The organism is Frankia umida, from assembly GCF_023242945.1.
Lineage (GTDB): Bacteria > Actinomycetota > Actinomycetes > Frankiales > Frankiaceae > Frankia > Frankia umida.
The window spans coordinates 1-19,155 of record NZ_JALKFT010000033.1; the positions used below are offsets into that span (position 1 = coordinate 1).

Annotated in this window: 14 protein-coding genes; 2 read left to right on the plus strand and 12 right to left on the minus strand. The window is 73.0% G+C overall.

What is annotated here, in order from left to right; translation table 11 throughout:
* Positions 1-173: 173 nt before the first annotated feature.
* Entirely contained in the window at positions 174-2,501 is a 2,328-nt protein-coding gene (locus MXD59_RS21915) for a WD40 repeat domain-containing serine/threonine protein kinase (protein WP_248826507.1), read from the plus strand.
* Between the two features lie 53 nt (positions 2,502-2,554).
* Here MXD59_RS21915 and MXD59_RS21920 read toward each other — a convergent pair whose 3' ends face one another.
* From MXD59_RS21920 to MXD59_RS21955, 8 genes are all read right to left on the minus strand, one after another.
* Positions 2,555-5,245, minus strand: coding sequence for a phenylalanine--tRNA ligase subunit beta (locus MXD59_RS21920; RefSeq protein ID WP_248826508.1), 2,691 nt, complete (start codon positions 5,243-5,245; stop codon positions 2,555-2,557).
* Between the two features lie 4 nt (positions 5,246-5,249).
* Positions 5,250-6,353: a phenylalanine--tRNA ligase subunit alpha gene (gene pheS / locus MXD59_RS21925; RefSeq protein WP_163549630.1), complete on the minus strand. Its 1,104-nt coding sequence runs from the start codon at positions 6,351-6,353 to the stop codon at positions 5,250-5,252.
* Between the two features lie 93 nt (positions 6,354-6,446).
* Positions 6,447-7,538: a sensor histidine kinase gene (locus tag MXD59_RS21930; RefSeq protein WP_163549634.1), complete on the minus strand. Its 1,092-nt coding sequence runs from the start codon at positions 7,536-7,538 to the stop codon at positions 6,447-6,449.
* Positions 7,539-7,606: 68 nt separating this feature from the next.
* Entirely contained in the window at positions 7,607-8,422 is an 816-nt protein-coding gene (locus MXD59_RS21935) for a TrmH family RNA methyltransferase (protein ID WP_248826536.1), read from the minus strand.
* A gap of 146 nt (positions 8,423-8,568) precedes the next feature.
* Positions 8,569-8,949: a 50S ribosomal protein L20 gene (rplT, locus tag MXD59_RS21940; RefSeq protein ID WP_163549631.1), complete on the minus strand. Its 381-nt coding sequence runs from the start codon at positions 8,947-8,949 to the stop codon at positions 8,569-8,571.
* A 50-nt stretch (positions 8,950-8,999) separates the two neighbouring features.
* Positions 9,000-9,194, minus strand: a complete 195-nt coding sequence (gene rpmI, locus MXD59_RS21945) for a 50S ribosomal protein L35 (RefSeq protein ID WP_163549632.1) — start codon at positions 9,192-9,194, stop codon at positions 9,000-9,002.
* A gap of 233 nt (positions 9,195-9,427) precedes the next feature.
* The gene (gene infC / locus MXD59_RS21950) at positions 9,428-10,054 is read right to left on the minus strand and encodes a translation initiation factor IF-3 (RefSeq protein ID WP_248826509.1); all 627 of its coding nucleotides are present in this window, start codon (positions 10,052-10,054) and stop codon (positions 9,428-9,430) included.
* Between the two features lie 363 nt (positions 10,055-10,417).
* A complete protein-coding gene (locus MXD59_RS21955; protein ID WP_248826510.1) occupies positions 10,418-11,278 on the minus strand; it encodes an SseB family protein in 861 nt (286 codons plus the stop codon).
* A gap of 119 nt (positions 11,279-11,397) precedes the next feature.
* Between MXD59_RS21955 and fxsT the strand changes: the two genes are divergently transcribed.
* On the plus strand, positions 11,398-13,437 hold the full coding sequence (gene fxsT, locus MXD59_RS21960) for an FxSxx-COOH system tetratricopeptide repeat protein (protein ID WP_248826511.1): 2,040 nt from the start codon (positions 11,398-11,400) through the stop codon (positions 13,435-13,437).
* A 32-nt stretch (positions 13,438-13,469) separates the two neighbouring features.
* On the opposite strand, the gene MXD59_RS21965 is transcribed toward fxsT, so the two are convergent.
* The 4 genes from MXD59_RS21965 to MXD59_RS21980 form a co-directional block, all read right to left on the minus strand.
* The gene (locus tag MXD59_RS21965) at positions 13,470-14,450 is read right to left on the minus strand and encodes a MinD/ParA family ATP-binding protein (protein WP_248826537.1); all 981 of its coding nucleotides are present in this window, start codon (positions 14,448-14,450) and stop codon (positions 13,470-13,472) included.
* A gap of 2,027 nt (positions 14,451-16,477) precedes the next feature.
* Positions 16,478-16,960 carry a 6,7-dimethyl-8-ribityllumazine synthase gene (ribH, locus tag MXD59_RS21970; RefSeq protein WP_248826512.1) on the minus strand — a complete coding sequence of 161 codons (483 nt, stop codon included), beginning with the start codon at positions 16,958-16,960 and terminating at the stop codon, positions 16,478-16,480.
* Entirely contained in the window at positions 16,957-18,354 is a 1,398-nt protein-coding gene (locus MXD59_RS21975) for a bifunctional 3,4-dihydroxy-2-butanone-4-phosphate synthase/GTP cyclohydrolase II (RefSeq protein ID WP_248826513.1), read from the minus strand. The genes ribH and MXD59_RS21975 overlap by 4 nt, the downstream gene beginning before the upstream one ends.
* Complete coding sequence (locus MXD59_RS21980; RefSeq protein ID WP_248826514.1) at positions 18,351-19,055, minus strand: riboflavin synthase; 705 nt, start codon at positions 19,053-19,055, stop codon at positions 18,351-18,353. Before MXD59_RS21980 ends, MXD59_RS21975 begins: the two co-directional genes overlap by 4 nt.
* Between the last annotated feature and the right edge of the window lie 100 nt (positions 19,056-19,155).

Here is a 19,155-nt window from a genome sequence, read left to right on the forward strand (position 1 = left end):
GGGCGTCGGAGAGAGACGGTAACGGGACATGCTTCTATTCTACTGAAAGGATTCGCTCATGCGTTCCAGCGTGGGGCACCGTTTCCTCCCCGGCCTGAAGGCCAGGGTATCCACGGCGCAAATCCGATGACGGGGGAGACGAGGGTCGGGCGACATGCCCGCCCGACACAGCGGTGATCGTCGATCGGGACCGGGTCGAGCGCGCCCTGCCCGGCTACGAGGTCGGCGATCGGCTGGGCTCGGGTCAGTTCGGGCTCGTGCTGTCCGGCCAGCACCGGCAGATCGGCCGGCCGGTCGCGATCAAGGTGATGGAGGCGGACCGGGCCGAGGCGGTCCGCCTGGAGTTCGCGGCCGAGGCACGGGCGCTGGGTCGGCTCGACCATCCACACATCGTGCGTGTGCACGACTATGTGGAGGCCGAGGGGCTCTGCCTGGTCGTGATGGAACTGCTCGCCGGCGGCACCCTCACCCACAGCCGCGCCGAGCTGACCGCGCCGGAGATCGCCGCCGTGGGCCTGGCCGTCGCGGCCGCCCTGCAGCACGCGCACACCCGCGGCGTGCTCCACCGGGACATCAAGACCGACAACATCATGTTCGCCGCCGATGGCGCGGTGAAGGTCACCGACTTCGGTATCGCCAAGATCTTCGAAGGGGTCGCGGCCACCGCCAGCAGCGTCTCCGGCACCCCCATGTACATGGCGCCCGAGCAGATCCGCCGCGGCCGGATCGGTCCGGCCACCGACCAGTACGCCCTCGGTGTCCTGCTCTACCACCTGTTCACCGGACGACCGCCCTTCGATCCGCTCCAGTCGGTCGAGGCCCTGTGGGAGCAGCATCTGCACGATCCGCCCCCGCCCCTGACGGGAGTACCCACCCCGATCGCCGGGGTGGTGTTACGCGCGCTCGCGAAGGACCCGACCAGGCGGCATCGCGACGCCGACATGTTCGCCCGCGCCCTCGCCCGGGCCGCCACCCTGAGTCATGGTCCCGGCTGGACCGACCGGGTAAGGCTCGTCCTGCACCTGTCCCCCGGTGTCCGCGCCGCCCTGCAGGACGCAGCGCCAGCACCGGCCCCCGTCACGAGCGGCCACGCGTCCACGTCCACGGCTGCTCTGCCCGCGGTAGCGGCACTGCCCACGGCAACAACCATCCCGCCCGCGGTACCGGTGGCGCGCCCGGGTGCGCCGACCGACGCTTCCGCGGACGCCTCCACCCTGCCGCCGGCCACGCCGCCGCCGGTCGACCCTCACCGGCCGTCCCGGCAGCACCGGCGCGAGGGGCGAGGGGCGGCCGGCAGAGCGGATCGGGCACGTGCCCGACGCGTGCGGGACGACGCGACGGGATCTTCAGGCGGGCGACCGGGCCGCGAACGGGCGCGGACAGCGGCGGTTCTGGGTGTACTCGGCGTGGCGGTGCTCGCGGTGCTCGCGGGTGTGGTGCTGCTCGGCGGCCAGGGCTCCACCGCGGGCGGTGCGGGCCCGCCGCCGGCGGCGGTGCCCAGCCCGAATCCAGGCCACGATCCGGCCAGGGCGGCCGACTGGTCGAAGGCACGCCCGCTGCTCACGTTGCCCGCCCGCGCGGACACGGCCACGTCGGTGATGTTCCGTCCGGACGGCAGTGTCGTCACCGGCACCGAGGACGGCGAGGCACGGCTGTGGAACATCGCCGATCCCGCCCATCCGGCGACCATCGGTGAACTGCCCCGGGACGGTTCCCCGGTGCGCGCCCTCGCCGGTTCCCTCGACGGACAACTGCTGGCCACCGCAGCCCAGCTGCCGGCCAGCCACATCGCCCGGCTGTGGAACATCGCCGATCCGACCCGGCCGCAGGCCCTGCCCGTCCCCTTCGACCAGCAGGCCAGCGGCATCCTGTCGGTGGCGTTCTCGCCGGCGCGACCCCTCGTCGCCACCGGCGGGACCGACCGGTCGATCTGGCTGTGGGACGTGTCCGATCCCGCCAACCCGCAGCGCCTCAGCGCCTTTCCCGGGGCGGACAGCGGCGTGTGGGCACTCGCCTTCTCCCCGGATGGACGGATGCTCGCCAGCGGCGCCAGGGACGGGTCCAGCTGGCTGTGGGACGTCACCCAGCCGAACGACCCGCGGCGCCTGGCGACCCTGTGCACCAGCGGCGGCCCCATCCGGTCGCTGGCGTTCGCGCCGAACGGTCGCACCCTGGCCAGCGCCAGTGACGACGGTCTGGTCCGGCTGTGCGTCCTCGCCGACCCGACCCATCCGATCCTGGGAGCGACCTTCACCGGGCACACCGGCGCGGTGCGGACCGTCGCGTTCTCGCCGGACGGCCGCATCCTCGCCAGTGCGTCCAACACCTTCCGCGACCGCGACATCCGGCTGTGGGATGTCAGCGGCAGCGGCGGGCGCCAGCCGGTGGCCGTCCTGTCCGGACACACCGCCGGGGTGTGGTCGGTCGCGTTCTCCCCGGACGGCCACACCCTGGCCAGCGCCTCCGAGGACCACACCATCCGCTTCTGGCGCTCCGGCTAGTCCCGACCGCTCCGGTTAATCCCGGCCAATCCGGCCAGGACCGGCCGGTCCTGCTAGGAGCGCAGGGTGGCACCGGTGCGGTCGGCGGCCAGCGCGACGGCGGCGTCGCGGACCTCGTTCGCCTCGGCGGCGGTCAACGTGCGGTCGGTGGCCCGCAGGCGCAGACCGAAGGCCAGCGACCGCTGCCCCGACCCGACCTGCGCGCCCTCGAACACGTCGAACAGGGTCAGCGACTCCAGCAGCGCACCGGCTCCCTCCCGCAGCGCCGCCGTGACCCGCGCGACGGGCACCTGGACGGGGACGACCAGCGCCACATCCCGATCGGCCGGCGGATAGGTCGAGATCGACGGTGCGACGACCGGCGGGGCGACCGCGGCGACCTCGAGCAGCGCGTCCAGGTCCAGTTCCAGCGCCACCGACCGCGCCGGCAGACCCACGTCGGCGAGCACCCGCGGATGCAGTTCACCGGCGTGCCCGACCGGCCGTCCGGCCAGCGACAGCGCCGCGCACCGGCCCGGATGCCACGGCATCGTGTCACCGGCGGTGACGGTCAGGCTCAGACCGAGGGCCTCGGCCACGAGGTGGGCGGCGTCGAGGGCGTCCGCCCAGTCAGCCGCTCGGCCCGGTCCCGCCCAGCCCGCCGGCTCGGCTCGGCCGGTGAGCAGCACCGCCAGATGACGGGGCTGCTCGGGCAGGCTCGCGTCCAGGTCAGCGATCTCGTCGGCGCTCGGCCGGCGATCCACCGGTGGGACGCTGACCCGCGCCGGGCCGCCGGGGCGCTCCCGGAAGACCAGGCCGGTCTCGAACAGGGCGAGGTCCTGCTGGCCGTGGCTGAGGTTGCGCACGGCGGCGCCGATCAGCCCCGACAGCAGCGTGGTCCGCAGGTAGGCCGCGTCCTCGGCGATCGGGTTCGCGACCCGGACCGCCGCGCGCCGCGGGTCGTCCGCGGCCAGGCTCAGCGCGTCGGCGGCGTCCTCGGCGACGAACGGCAGCGTCTGCACCTCGACATAGCCGGCGTGCGCGAGCGCCCGCCCCACCTCTCGTCGCAGCCGTTGCGCCGTGGTGAGGCCACGTCCGGCGGGCAGCCGGGGCAGCGTCACCGGAATCGTGTCGTACCCCTCCAGCCGGACGATCTCCTCGACGAGATCCGCCGGCCGGGTCAGATCCGGCCGCCACGGCGGCGGGACGACGGCCAGCACCGCCTCCTCGGGCAGTCCTGACCCCTCAGCCAGTCCTGACCCCTCAGCCAGTCCTGACCCCTCAGTCGGCTCTGCCCCTTCGGCCAGCCCCGACCCGTCCTCGGTCACCCCGGAGATGGTGCAGCCGACGTCGGCCAGCCGGTGCAGCACCGTCTGGACCGGGTAGGGACGTCCGGCCAGTCGCTGCGCCTCACCCAGCGGCAACGGCACCACCGGGGTGACCAGACGATGATCGATGTCGGTGACACCCGGCTCGCTGGTGGCGCCGGCGAGCGAGACGAGCAGGTCGACGGCGGCCGCGGCGGCGACCGCGGGCAGCGCCGGGTCGACACCGCGTTCGAAGCGGCGCGACGCCTCGGAGGACAGCCGGTGGCGCCGCGCGGTCCGGGCGACGCTGATCGGGTCGAAATGCGCGGCCTCGAGCACGATGTCGGTGGTCGTCGCCGAGATCTCGGTGCTGGCACCGCCCATCACCCCGGCCAGCGCGATCGGCCCGGACTCATCCGCGATGACCAGGTCCTCGGGGTCGAGGACGCGCTCGACGTCGTCGAGGGTGCGCAGCGTCTCGCCCGGCGCGGCGCGGCGCACGACGATCGTCCCGGTGAGTTTCGCCCGGTCGAAGGCATGCAGCGGTTGGCCGAGGCCGAGCAGCACGGCGTTGGTCACGTCCACGGGCACCGAGATCGAACGCATCCCGGACAGCGTCAGTCGCCGCGCCCACCCCATCGGTGTCACGGCCGCCGGGTCGACACCGGTGACCACCCGGGCGACATACCGGTCGCAGCCGACGGTGTCCGCCACGACGACCGGATAGCCGGCCCCAGCACCGGACGTCCCAGCACCGGACGTCCCAGCACCGGACGTTCCGGCACCGCCGTCGACGGCGGCTTCGGGTCGGCCCGGGTCATCGAAGGGCAGCGCGAACGCGGTGGCGGCCTCCCGGGCGATGCCACGCACGGACAGTCCGTAGCCGCGGTCCGGGGTGATAGCGATGTCGAGCACCTCGTCGGCGAGCTCGAGCAGCGTCGCGACGTCCGCGCCCAGCGGCGTCGACGGCTCCAGGATGAGGATGCCGTCGTGGTCCTCGCCGAGGCCGAGCTCGCGTGCCGAGCAGATCATCCCGTCGCTGAGATGGCCGTAGGTCCTGCGTGCGGTGATCGCGAACCCGCCGGGCAGCACCGCCCCCGGCAGCGCGACGGCCACCCGGTCGCCGACCGCGAAGTTCAACGCCCCGCAGATGACCCCGCGCACCGCACCCGCGTCATCCTCGACCCCAGCCCCAGCCCCAGCCGCAGCGGCGGCGCCGGCGGTGTCCTCGGCGACAGGCGAGTCGGCGACGCGGACCTGGCACCAGCGGACGGTCTTCTTCTTCGTCTCGACCGCCTCGAAGCTGACGATCTCGCCGACGACCACACCGGAGACGTCGCCGCCGACCGTGCGCAGCCCTTCGACCTCGAAACCGGCGCGGATCAGCGCGTCCGCGACCGGCCGCGTGGGCGGCAGACCGGGAACGTGTTCCCGCAGCCAGGACATCACGATGAGCATGGCGTCAGTCCTCGATTCCGAACGGGAGGCCGAAACGGACGTCCCCGTCGACGAAGTCACGGATCTCGCGGACGCCATAGCGGATCATCGCGGCGCGTTCCAGGCCCATCCCGAACGCGAATCCGCTGTAACGAGTCGGATCGACACCGGCGGCCCGCAGCACGTTCGGGTCGACCATGCCGCAGCCGAGGATCTCGATCCAGCCCTCGTCGGAGCAGACCCGACACGGCTGGCGGGCCGTCTCGCCGTGGCAGGAGAAACACTGCACGTCCAGTTCGGCCGATGGCTCGGTGAACGGGAAGTAGGACGGACGAAGCCGGGTGGACAGCCCCGTCCCGAACAGCGCCTCGGCGAAGGTCGCGAGGGTGCCGCGCAGGTCGGCCATCGTGATGCCCTCGTCGACGGCGAGGCCCTCGAGCTGGCCGAACACCGGCGAGTGGGTCGCGTCGATGGCGTCGTTGCGGTAGGTCCGCCCGGGGGCGACCACGTACACGGGCAGGTCCCGGGCCAGCAACGACCGGATCTGCACCGGGGACGTGTGGGTGCGCAGCAGCCGGCCGGAGCCGGCGGGTTCGACGTAGAGCGTGTCGTGCATGCTGCGGGCGGGGTGGTCCGGGGCCATGTTGAGGGCCTCGAAGTTGAACCAGTCGTGTTCGACCTCGGGGCCTTCGGCGACCTCGTAACCCATCGCGACGAACACGTCGACGAGCCGGTCGGACAGCGAGCTCAGCGGATGGCGCGCGCCACGACGGCGCCGCGCGGGCGGCAGCGTGACGTCCACCCGTTCCTCGCGCAGCACCCGGGTGTCGCGTTCGGCGGTGAGCTGCGCCAGCCGGGTGTCGTAGGCGGCCTGTACCTGCGCACGGGCGGCGTTGTGCCGGCGGCCGGCGTCGGCACGGTCCTCCCGCGGCAGCGCGCCGAGTTCACGGCGGGCCAGCACCAGCGGGGCGTTGTCGCCCTGCACATGGGCGGTCCGCACGGCGGCGAGGGCGTCCAGATCGGTGGCGGTGGTGATCGAGGCCAGCGCCGCGGTGACGGCCGCGGCCAGCTGGTCAGGGTCGAGGGAGTGGACCCGGGACGGGTCGACTGTCTCTCCAGGGGCGGGCACGGAACTCTCCAGGGGTGACGCTCACCGGTGGTGTCGGTGACGCAGACAGGAATGGCCCGGGGCGCCCGCCGGGAACGCCCGGTTCGGCTGACCTCAGCCGAAGACCGGACCGCCGGCGGGCACGAAAAATCGGAACTCGGCGCCGCCGCTGGGAGCCCGGCCCACGGAGATCGTGCCGCCATGCGCCTCGATCAGCGCCTTGGCGATGTAGAGGCCGAGGCCGGTGCCGTTGCCGCGGCTGGCACCGCGCCAGAACTTGGTGAACACCCGGGCGGCGTTCGCCTCGGAAACACCCTCGCCCTCGTCGGACACGCGCACCTCCGTGCCGGACTCCTCACCGCGCAACAGCACGGTCACTGTACCCGCTCCGTGGCGCAGCGCGTTGTCGACCAGGTTGTGCAGCACCTGCTCCAGCTTGTCCGGATCGACCCACATCTCGGGCAGTTCGCCCTCTTCGACGAGGACGAACCGGCCGGCCCCGGCCGCGCCGGAGGCGATCTTTCCCTCGAGGACGGCGCGCAGCCGCGCGGGCAGGTCGATGATCTGCTTGCGGACCTGGATGCGCCCGGAGTCGATCCGGGAGACGTCGAGCACCTCGGCGAGCAGGCGGGTCACCCGGTCGGCGTCGGTGTTGACGGTGTTGAGCATGAGCTTCTTCTGCTCGTCGGTGAATCTGTCCCATTTGGCGAGCAGGGTGGCGGTGAAGCCCTTCACACTGGTCAGCGGCGAGCGCAGCTCATGGGCGACGGTGGCGACCAGATCGGCCCGGTTGCGCTCGAGCCGTTCCCGGCTGGAGGTGTCGCGCAGCGCCAGGGACACCCGTGCGAGCCGACCGGCGACCCGGGTGAACTGGACGGTGACGTGGAAGTCCCGGTCGTGGTCGGGCCCCGCGTAGGTGAGGCGCCGCTCCGGCTGCCCGACGACCCGGGGCATCCGGCGGCTGACCGCCGAGCACTCCCACCAGTCGTTGCCGCGTTCGTCGAGCAGCGGCAGCACCTCGGTGAGGTGACGCCCCAGCGCGGGACGCGCGGGTACGCCCAACAGGCGGGACGCGGCGCGGTTGAACACCTCGACCGTGCCGGCCGCGTCGGTGACGACGATGGCGTCGGGCAACAGGTCGAAGGCGGCCACGGGGAGGGGCCCGTCCAACATGGCCGGGCCGGCGGGTTCGTCGTCAGCAGTCATGGCCTCGCCTGGTGCCGGATCAGCGGTGCTGGTCGAACCCTCCGAGGCGGACGTCGACGCGATGATGTTCACCACCGCCGACCACCTCCTCCGGTGCCTTCGGTACCGGCCGTTCTCCGCGCCCGCGCCGACGCGTACAGGCACAGCGCGGACGCAACCGCAAGATTCAGGGACTCGGCCTGACCGTACACCGGGACCCGAAGTGTCGCGTCCGCGGCAGCCGCCACGGCCGCGTCAAGTCCGTGTGCCTCGTTGCCGAACAGCCAGGCTGTCGGTCCGTCGAGGTCGCCGGCGGCCATCGCCGCGTCGATGTCGCGCGCCGCGCCGCCCGATGTGGCGACGATGCGGCACCCCTGGGCGCGCAGCCTGGCGATCGTCTCGACCGGCTCTGTTTCGACGATCACCGGAAGGTGGAAATGACTGCCGGCGGACGAGCGCACACACTTGCCACCGAACGGGTCGACGCCGCTGCCGGTGAACACGACCGCGTCCGCCCCGGCCGCGTCCGCGCTGCGGATCACGGTGCCCGCGTTACCGGGATCGTTCGCCGCCACGCACACCGCGACCAGCCGGGGTGCGACCAGATCCGCGAGCCGATGCCGTGGGAGCGTGGCGACGCCGACGAGCCCCTGCGGGGTCACGGTCTCCGAGAGCGCCGCGGCCGCCGCCTCGGTGACCACCCGGACCGGAACACCGGCCGTGCGCAGCAACGCCTCGTGGCGTGCCGCGGCGGCAGCCCCGACGAACACCTCGAGCAGCGCGCCCGCCGCCACCGCGGCGCCGACCGCCTGCGCGCCTTCGACCAGGAACCGTCCCTGTTCCCGCCGTTCGGCGGCCTTGTGCAGCCGCCGCGCGGCGCCTACCCGAACCGACCGCGGCCCGATCGCCGCGGCCGCGGCCCCGACCCCTGCCCTGGCCTGGGCGGCAGCAGCACCAGCGGCGGCGGCCCGGGCGTGGGCAGGGGCGGTGACAGCGGCAGGAGCCACGGCGGGGTCACCCGCGGCGTGCACCGTCCGATCTCGTGCGGGGTTCAGGCTGCGCTCGGCTCCGGCGCCGCGGCCAGGGCTGCCCGGGCCACCTCGACCAGCGCCGCGAACGCCGCGGCGTCGTTGACGGCCAGGTCAGCGAGGATCTTGCGGTCCACGTCGACGCCGGCCAGCTTCAGGCCCTGCACGAAGCGGTTGTAGGTCATGCCGTTGGCCCGCGCCGCGGCATTGATCCGAGTGATCCACAGCTGCCGGAAGTCGCCCTTGCGCGCGCGACGGTCCCGGTAGGAGTAGGTCATCGAGTGGAGCATCTGCTCCTTGGCCTTGCGGTACAGCCTGGAGCGCTGGCCCCGGTAGCCGCTGGCCTGTTCCAGGACCGTGCGACGCTTCTTCTGGGCGTTGACCGCCCGCTTCACGCGTGCCATGAGGGCACCTGTCTCCTTCGTTCGGGTGCGGCCGGAATCGTGTGGGCGCCCTAGCGGGCGAGCAGGCGCTTGATCCGGCGGTCGTCGGCCTTGGTCAGCGGAACTTCACCCTCAAGGCGACGGGTGCGGCGGCTCGACTTGTGCTCGAGCAGGTGGTTGCGGCCGGCCCGCCGCCGCATCACCTTGCCGGAGCCGGTGATCCAGAACCGCTTGTTCGCGCCGCTGTGGGACTTCTGCTTGGGCATGTCAACATCCTGACGGTGGACGTGGTTGGTCGAACGACCGGCATGGCGATACCGCCGCGCGACGGGGCTCCCCGCCCACATGCGGTACGACCGCGCAGGTCAGGCCGTCTCCGGCCAGACCGGGCCAAAAAACAGGCCGGGCACATCTAACCGAACGTACCCATATCGGGCGCACCCGGACCGGCGGTGGCCAGACCTGACGGATCAGGCCGGGCCGAGCCGGTCAGGCCTGATCAGAGGTGGCCAGCCGCGGACTCCGGCAGCCGCTGTGGCTTGGTGGAAGAACCCTTGTGCGGGGCCATCACCATGGTCATGTTTCGGCCATCCTGCTTGGGCTGGGCCTCGACATAGCCGAGTTCGGCCACGTCGACGGACAGCCGCTGCAACAGGCGGATCCCCAGCTCCGGACGGGACTGCTCCCGGCCACGGAACATGATGGTGATCTTGACCTTGTCGCCGGCCTTCAGGAACCGCACGACGTGACCCTTTTTGGTCTCGTAGTCGTGCGGGTCGATCTTCGGGCGCAGCTTCATTTCCTTGATGACGGTCTGGACCTGGTTCTTCCGAGCTTCCCGACGCTTCTGGTCGGACTCGTACTTGAACTTCCCGAAGTCCATCAGCTTGCAGACCGGCGGACGCGCCGTCGGCGCCACCTCGACGAGGTCGAGGTCGGCCTCCTGGGCCATACGCATGGCCTCGCCGATCGCGACGATGCCGATCTGCTCGCCCTCGGCGCCGACAAGGCGCACTTCGGGAACGCGGATCCGGTCGTTGATGCGGGACTCTGTGCTGATGTGTTCCTCCGTTGCTCGACGCGCGGGCGCGACCTCACCGCAGCGGAGCACCGAGCCTGGTGACACCAGGCTCCCGGCCGACAACCGCGGGAACGGCTCGGCCGACCGGCGACCCGGCCACCGCGCCTACCGCCTCGAACGAGGCCCGCAGGAACTCCGGTGACTCGGGTGGAGGGCGAACCCCCGCTTGGTCCTGCCGGACAGGCTCCGCGCCCCCGTTCGGAACCGTCGCAAACGACGGCACCGTCGGACAGCTGGAGCCGACCGGCATCGGTCTCTGCCAAGACTAGCACCCAGCCCGCCCAAGTGACGATCATTCGCACCCGACGCACCGCACCCCCGAACTCCCCCTGGGCGGTTTGTTCGTGGATCCGGCTGGCTGGCGCGGCGGCACCGCCGGGGCAGGTCGAGCTGGCGGGATGTGCGAGGTCAGGCGTGCAGGCCGTGACCGAGCTGGCGGCGCACCGCCAGGGTCTGACCGAGGCCCGCCCCGACCAGCAGGACGGCGATGCCCGATCCGCCGCCGAGCTGTTCGGACAGCAGCCGGGCCACCTCGACTCCGTCCAGCTGACGCCCCGCCCGGCCACGCGGCATCACGACCAGCACCGGCCTCCCACCGCTCTCGGCTCCACCGGCAGGGCTGGCGGAAGCGGCCTCGGCAGCGGCGGCGGCGGGGCTGGCGGGTGCGGAGCTGGCGGGTGCGGGGTCGGCGGCGGGCCGCGCCGTGAGTTCCGCCGGCCAGGCGGTGATCGGCAGTGCGAGGGCACGCAGTGCGGACCGCACGCGGGTGCGCGACAGCGGGCCGTCCGGATCGGTCGGCGGGCGCAGCGCGGAAAGCGACTGGTCATCGAGCTCGGGGCTGGGTTCGCGGGCGGGCAGCAGGTCGAGGCTGGCGGTGTGCGGGCCGGCGACGTCGATCACCATGGCGCCGAGGCCTTCCTGCGCGGCCTGCGCGAAGGCGTCTGGCCCGGCGACGGGAACCGGCCGGGCGGCCGGACGCCAGGCGGCGAGCGTGGCGACGCTGGTGAAGACCGGCAGGGCGCTCGCTCCGGACGCGGTACGCAGCGTGATCAGCGCCATCTCGCTGCCGCGATCGGCTCCGGTGGTCTCGTCGACCGAGGTGGCCTGCGCTTCCACGCCGACGAAGACCCGGGCCTCCCGCAGCGCCACCGTGAGTGCCGCCGGGTCGATGCGCCCGGTATCGCCGGCCGCGGCCAGCACCCGGGCGAGCTCCGCGTCGGCCTCCCCCTGGTCACCCTGCCCCGCCGGTTTCAGCAGATCCCGCGCCATGCTGCCCAGCCTATTGCCGCGCACCCTGGTGACGGTTCCGCGGAACCGTCGGCACCACCCCTTGATGGTGGGGTGACGCACCGGTGACCATCCGCGGCGGATATGTCAGGCTGATCCGTGTGGTCACGGGGGAACAGCGCACAGGAGAACAGCGCACGGCCGGCCCGCCCCCGGCGGGCGATGTCGAACCGGTGGATTTCTTTGTCTCCTACACAGGCGCGGATGAGGCCTGGGCCACCTGGGTCGGGGCCGTTCTGGAAGAACAGGTCCGGGCGGACGGCCGGCGGGTGCGAGTCAGGTTGCAGGCATGGGACTCCCCCGCCGGGGCGAACTTCGTCACCTGGATCAGCGACCAGATGGACGCCGCCGCCAGCACCATCGCGATCTGTTCTCCGACCTATTTCGACTCCCACTGGTGCACCGCGGAATGGACCGCCGCCCTGAACAGGCGCGCCATCATCCCGCTGCGCGTAACCGACGTCGGAATACCGACCATTCTGGCCACCATCGGCTACCGCGACCTGCACGGTGGCATTGATGAGACGCTCGCCCGCAGACGCCTGCTGGAAGCTGTCGGCCTCGCCGCCGTGGCACGTCAGTCCCAGGGATTTCCCGGTACGAGCATGGCGCCAGGGAACGGAACGGCGACCGAGGCGAAGGAGGCGGTAGGAGCGGCGGAGGAGGTGTTCCCGGGCCGGATTCCCGTGGTGTTCAGTGTGCCGCCGAGGCTGCGCCGCTTCACCGGCCGTCAGCCTCTGCTCGACCAGATCAGATCCGGGCTCACCGATCACCGCGCCGATTCCGGCTCCGGCTCCGCGTCGGGCGTGGCCGGCCGGCGGGTGGCCATTACCGCGTTGTACGGCCTCGGCGGGGTCGGCAAGTCCCAGCTGGCCATCGAGTACGCCCATCGGCACGCCGCCGACTACGACCTCGTCCTGTGGGTGGACGCCGAGCGGACCGCGTTGATCCCGGCGCGGCTCGCCGCCTTCGCGGCCCGGCTGGACGTACCGTCCGTCGGCCAGGTCGCCGATGATGCCGCCGCGGTACTCACCTGGCTGGGACGGCACCGGCGGTGGCTGCTCATCTACGACAACGCCGAACTTCCGGCCGGGCTGCGGCCGTGGCTTCCCACCGGACCTGGTCACACCCTGATCACATCCCGGCAGACCGGCTGGGGTGCGCTGGCCGACCCACTCGAGATCGACGTGATGGACCGCGCCGAGGCGATCGCGCTGCTCGTGCGGCGCCGCCCCGCCCTCGATCCTGGTGTGGCCGACGAGCTGGCCGAGGTACTGGGCGATCTACCACTCGCGCTGGAACAGGCCGCCGCCTATCTCGACGCGACCGGAACCTCCGCCGCGCGGTATCTGGCCCGGCTCCGGACGGAGCAGGCCGCGATGCTGGGCAAGGGTGCGGATCTTGCCCACGGCGGCACCATCGCCAGCCTGTGGGCGGTCACCCTGGAAAGGCTCCAGCAGAGTCAGCCGGGTGCCGTCCGTCTCCTGGAGCTGTGCGCCCAGCTGGCGCCGGAACCAATCCCGCTCACACTGTTGCGGGCCGAGATGATACGGCCAGAACGCCGCCGCCGATGGTGGGCGCGGCAGAGCTCAGGCGCTGCGGAGATTCCCGGCGGGATTTCCGATGCGCTCGACACGATCGCCGTCTACTCCCTTGCCCGCCGCACCGACAGCAGCCTCACCCTGCACCGGCTGCTCGCCGCGGTCATCCGCACCCGACAGTCCGATGCTGAGCGGAATACGGCCGCCGCCACCATTCGCCGGATGCTCACCGCCCGCCTTCGCCATACCAATCCCGAAATTCCGGCTGACTGGCAGGTCTGGGAGGAGCTGTCCACACATCTCACCACCGCCCCCGCCCTGCATCCAGACATCCCCACCGATCCCGTTCACCCCGACAGCCGCGATCTTGTCCGACAGGTCGGCATTTTCCTGACTGCCCACGGTGATTACCAGGCCGCCGCCGCTCTTGACCGCACCATCCACATTCGTGACCGCCACACCCTCGGCGACAACCACCCCGACACCCTGGCCTCCGCCAACAACCTCGCCCTCGACCTGCACCAGCTTGGTGAGGTTGAGGCCGCGGCGGCGCTTGAGGCGGAGTTCGGCCTCGGCGGCGCGGCGGAGGACGGGTTCTGAGGGGGCGGTTCCGCGGAACCGGCTGGCGGTCGCTATCCGATGCTGGCGGGACGGTTGTCCGCGCTGGCGGCGGTCAGGGCGGGGCGGGCGAGGGCCAGGGCGGGGCCGCTGCCGGGGAGGGGGGCGGTGGCGATGGCGCCGGCGAGGCGTTGGAAGGCGAAACGGGTGCGGCGACGTAGGCGCAGCCAGTTGATCGGGCGGCTGTCGGCCAGCGCTGGGTCGAACGGCACGGGCACGGTGATGTACGCGCGGTCCTCGAGATGTTCCAGGCGCATCCGCGCGCCGCGACTGAGCCGGGACGGGTAGGTCTCGACCACGGCGACGATCACCGTGGTGGCGAGGTCGCCGCGGCCGGCCGCGATGAGGGAGGTCAGGGCGTCGTCCGCCCCGGCGATCTCCGCCTCGCCGGCCCGGACGGTGAGCACCAGCAGGTCGGCGCGGGCGAGCAGGGTCGCGGGGACGGGCTGGTTCCAGCCGGAGGGCGCGTCGGCGACGATCACCGGGTACCAGTGGCCGAGCAGGTCCAGCGACCAGGCCAGTTCCTCGGGCACGAGCCCCGGGCCGACGAGGTCCCGCATCCCGGCGAGGACGTCGAGGCCACCGGAACCATCCGAGGCGAGATAGCGGCGGACGTCGTCCAGGGACGACACCGGTGGGCGGGCCGCGGCGAGTTCACGCAGGCCGACACCTGGCGGGATGAGCCCCACCCGGTGTGCCAGCAGCCCGCACTGGTCGGGTGAGGCGTCAACGGCGACCACCCGATGACCATGGTGTGCGGCCATCGCGAGACCGAGGCCCGCGGCGACCGTCGTCCGCCCGCCACCGCCCCCGAAGCCGCCGACCAGCACCCGCCGGCCACCGCCTCGCGTCCGCGCGAACGCCGCGCTGATCGCGTCCACCTCGGCCCCGCCGGCCAACCCGACCGAAGGCCGATGCTGCACCGCGGCTCCCCGCGCCAGGACGGCGGCGCTGCGCACCCGCTCCGGCAGCCCGGCGAACCGTCGTGGCACCACCCCGCGGGCCACCGTCGCCTCTGTTCCCGCCGCCGCTCCCACCGCGAATGCCGACCCCGCCTGTGCAGGCGACCCGGCCCACCCGTCCGACATCGTCGAAGGCCCTGGCCCTGGCCCCGGCCCTGGCTGCGCCGCCGGCATGGTGATCCCTGCCGGCGGCCCACCGGACGGTGCCACCCAGGGCCCGTCCTGCCGCGCGGGCCCAGGCCCGGCCACCGCGGAACCACCGGACACGGTGATCTCGGCTCCGTGATAGCCCGGCGATCCGTCCGCCGAGGTCGGCGTGGGCGTTGCCGGACCGAACGGGGGCGGCGCGGCGAACGGGGGCGGCGCGGGGCTCGGTGGCGGCGGGATCTGCTCGGGCGGCCGGACGGGCGGGCTCGACGGCGTCGAGGCGGCAGCCGGGAAGGGCAGCGGCGGTAGTTCGGGCGCGGCCGAGGCAGACTCGACGGGCAGGGCAGCGGATCCGGAAAAGCCAGCGACCCACGGTTCGAGTGGCTGACCAGGCGAAGACGGCTGACCGGCTGCCAGCGACTCGTCAGGCGAAGGCGGCTGGCCGGGCGCCGGCGGCTCGCCGGGCAACAGCGACTCACCGGGTGTCGGCGGCCCCGTCGGCTGTCCCGGCTCGCCGGCAGCCGGCACAAGAACCGTCATGCTCCCCCACCGTTCCCCCGGCGGTGGGATGGTCGGCGGCGGACCTGGCACCCGGCGGACCACCGGCGTCGTGGGCCGGCCAGCTGACGCGGAACCTCCGGGCTCACCGGACGGCCCAGACGGCGCGGCCGCACTCGACGCGGCGGCCGGCCCAGCGGGCACAGACGGCGCGATCATGCCGTCCGGTAGGACGAGCCTGCCTGGGCCGCTGGTCGCCGCGGCGCTGCTGGGCGCTGAGGGCAGGACCATCCCGGGGGGACCGAACGGCGAGGATTCCCACGTCGGCGCGGGCACGGGCGGCATTGGTGCGGAGGCGGGCGGCATTGGCACAGACCCCACAGACCCCGGAGGTACCGGCGGGGCTGGTGGCGCAGCAGGCATAGGCGGCGCGGTAGGTGTGGGCGGCGCGGTAGGTGTGGGCGGCGCGAACCTGGATGGAAGCAGGGGCGGGGGTGGGGCCGGTGGGGCTGGTGGGGCTGGTGGGGTCAAAGCGGCCAGGTCGGGGGTCCAGCCGGTGGTGGGGCGGGCGGGGGACGGCGCGGGCGCGCCGTCGTCGGTGCTCGGGGCGGGTGCTGGGCCGAATCCGTCGTGCGGCGCGGGTTCGAAGCCTGGGGACTCGTCGGGATGGAAGGCACCTGCGTCCGCGGGGGCGAAGGCGGGCGGGGACCATCCGTAAGCCGGCGCCGGGTACGCCACCTGCGGCGCGGAGCCGGAGTCAGATGGGGACGGCGAAGCCACCGGGGGCGCGGCGGACGCGGGGGGCGAAGCCACGGGGGGTGGTGGCGGCGGGGGTGGAGGGAAGGCGGGGGGCTGGGTGGGGCCGGGGTCAGGGGTGCGGGGCGGGGCGGTGGTGGGGGCGGGGCGGGGCCGGGCGTTGCGGCGGGTGACCATCGCGTCCCGGGGGGACTGGGTGTCGGTCAGGCGCAGCCCGAGCAGGGAGATCGGGCGGGCGTCGCCGCCCTGGCCGCCGGAGCCGGCGGCGGGGCGCCTGGTGGTCGGCTCGGCCTGCGCGTCGTCGTCATTCTGGTCGCCGCCATGACCCGCCATCCGTGCCACCTCGCCCTCACCACCGGATCGACCCAGCCGGACGATGCCGAAGCGCGCGCAGGGCGCCGCGACGTGCCATCACCGTCTCGCGGTCGGATCGTCCCGACAGGGATTCCGCAATGAGCGGAACCGTCGAGAACCAGACCACGAGGGGTGAACCCACCGTCAGCACACCTGATCCACTCGGAATCGCCACGTGATGGCAACACCATACCGAGGCCATGTCACCAGGACGGATCGGGCTCACACCGTCCGTGTGAATGCGCCCTGCATCTGCGTTCAGCGTGGCGTCAGCGTGGCGCCGACATCGCAGCCGGCAGGGAAGCTCAGCTGGCGGGAGTGAGGTCGCGCAGGAGGGCGGCGGTCTCGAGGGCGGCCAGGGCCGCCTCACGGCCCTTGTCCTCGCTGGAGCCGGCCAGACCCGCACGGTCACGGGCCTGTTCGATGGTGTCGCAGGTCAGGACGCCGAAACCGACGGGTACCCGCGCGTCCACGGTGATCCGGGCGAGCGCGGCGGTGACGAACTGACAGACATAGTCGAAGTGCGGTGTCCCGCCGCGGATGACGACCCCGAGGGCGACCACCGCGTCATGGCTCTGCGCCAGGGCGGCGACGACCACGGGCAGTTCGATGGCACCCGCGACCCGCACGACGGTCGGTTCGCCGGCGACCCCGGCGTCCTTGGCGGCCCGCAGCGCGCCGGCGAGCAGGGCGTCGGTGATCTCGGCGTGCCAGCGGGTGGCGACGATCGCGAGGCTCAGGCCGTCCGCCGCGGGGAGCACCTCCGCCGGTGCGCCGTGGCCGCTCACAGCCCCTCCCCCTCGACGGACAGCTCACCGGCGGGGAGGGCGGCCGACACCAGGGCGGGCCCACCGCTGCCGGGACCACGCCGGGCGACCGCGGTCGGCGCGTCATCCCCGACGGCCAGTGGCAGGTCGGCCAGCGGCCGCGCGGGCAGGTCGGGCAGGACCGGCAGGCCGGGGAGCAGGTGGCCCATCCGGTCGCGCTTGGTGGTCAGGTAGCGCAGGTTCTCCGGGGTGTGGTTGACCGGCATCGCGATCAGCTCGACGATGCGCAGCCCGTAGCCCTCGAGGCCCGCGCGCTTGGTCGGGTTGTTCGACAGCAGCCGGATGCCCCGCACGCCGAGGTCGACGAGGATCTGCGCGCCGGTGCCGTAGTCGCGGGCGTCGGCGGGCAGGCCGAGGGCCAGGTTGGCGTCGACGGTGTCGTGGCCGGCGTCCTGGAGCTGGTAGGCACGCAGCTTGTGCATGAGGCCGATGCCTCGACCCTCATGTCCGCGCATGTAGAGGACCACGCCACGGCCTTCGGTGGCGACCAGTCGCAGGGCGGCGTCCAGCTGGGTGCCGCAGTCGCAGCGCCGCGAGCCGAACACGTCACCGGTGAGGCACTCGCTGTGCACGCGGGTCAGGACGCTCTCACCGTCGCCGAGGTCACCGCGGATCAGCGCGATGTGCTCGACACCGTCGAGGATGCTGCGGAAGCCCACCGCGCGGAACGGGCCATAGCGGGTGGGGATGGACGCCTCGGCGACCCGGACGATCTGCTTCTCGGTGCGGCGCCGGTAGGCGATCAGGTCGGCGATGGTGATCAGCAGCAGGCCGTGTTCGCGGGCGAACGCGACGAGTTCGGGCAGGCGGGCCATCGTCCCGTCGTCGTTGACGATCTCGCAGATGGCGCCGGCCGGGTGCAGGCCGGACAGCCGGGCGAGGTCGACGGCGGCCTCGGTGTGGCCGGGGCGGCGCAGCACCCCGCCGTCCTTGGCGCGCAGCGGGAAGATGTGGCCGGGGCGGCTGAGGTCACCGGGGGTGGTGTCGGCGTCGGCGAGCAGGCGGATGGTGCGGGCCCGGTCGGCCGCGGAGATGCCGGTGGTCACGCCTTCGCGGGCGTCGACGCTGATGGTGAACGCGGTGCCCATGCGCTCGGTGTTGTGCGGCACCATCTGGTCGAGTTCGAGTCGGTCGGTGTCCGCCGGGTCCATCGGCACGCAGATGACCCCGGAGGTGTAGCGGGTCATGAAGGCGACCAGCTCGGGGGTGGCGGCCTCAGCGGCGAAGATCAGGTCGCCCTCGTTCTCCCGGTCGGCGTCGTCGACGACGACCAGGGGCCGTCCGGCGGCGAACTCGGCGAGCGCGGACTCGATGTCGGCGAAGACCACGTCCTCGCCCTGGCTGCCTGTGGTCATCGCGGAAGTCCGTTCGGTTCGGGGGTGCCGGCCACGCCGGCGTGCAGTTTCTCCACGTACTTCGCCAGGACGTCGACCTCGAGGTTGACCCGCGAACCGGGCACTCGGTGGCCGAGGGTGGTGTCCTCGAGTGTGGTGGGGATGAGGCTCACGGTGAACGAGGCTGGGGCGTCGCCGACGGCCGGGACGACCTCGACGACGGTGAGGCTGACACCGTCGACCGTCACCGAACCCTTCTCGACCAGGTAACGGTCCAGCCCGGACGGCAGCGCGAAGCGGACCAGCTCCCAGTGTTCGGCGATCTGGCGGTCGAGCACCTCGGCGACGCCGTCGACATGGCCCTGGACCAGATGCCCGCCGAGCCGGTCGGTCAGGCGCACCGGACGTTCCAGGTTGACCCGGTCACCGGCGGTGAGGACGCCCAGGGCGGAGCGCACGAGCGTTTCGCGCATCACGTCCGCGGTGAACGCCGTGGCGCCCGTGGATATGCCGGTGGGGCCGGCCCGGCTCGCGGTCTCGTCGAGGGCCACGCCGTCCCGCAGCAGGCTGGTGACGGTCAGACAGACGCCGTTGACGGCGATGGACGCGCCGTGGGAGGCGTCCGCCAGGACGGTGTGGCAGGAAATGGTGAGCGAGGCCGCCTCCGACCGCGCGTCTACCGCGGTGACGACGCCGAGCTCCTCGACGATGCCGGTGAACATCCGACCCGTGCCCTTCGGTCCCGGGCACCGCTCCCCGGACATGGGCGAACCACGCGGGACCTGCCGGCGGGCTCAGGCCGGCGCGCGCCCGCGGCACGGC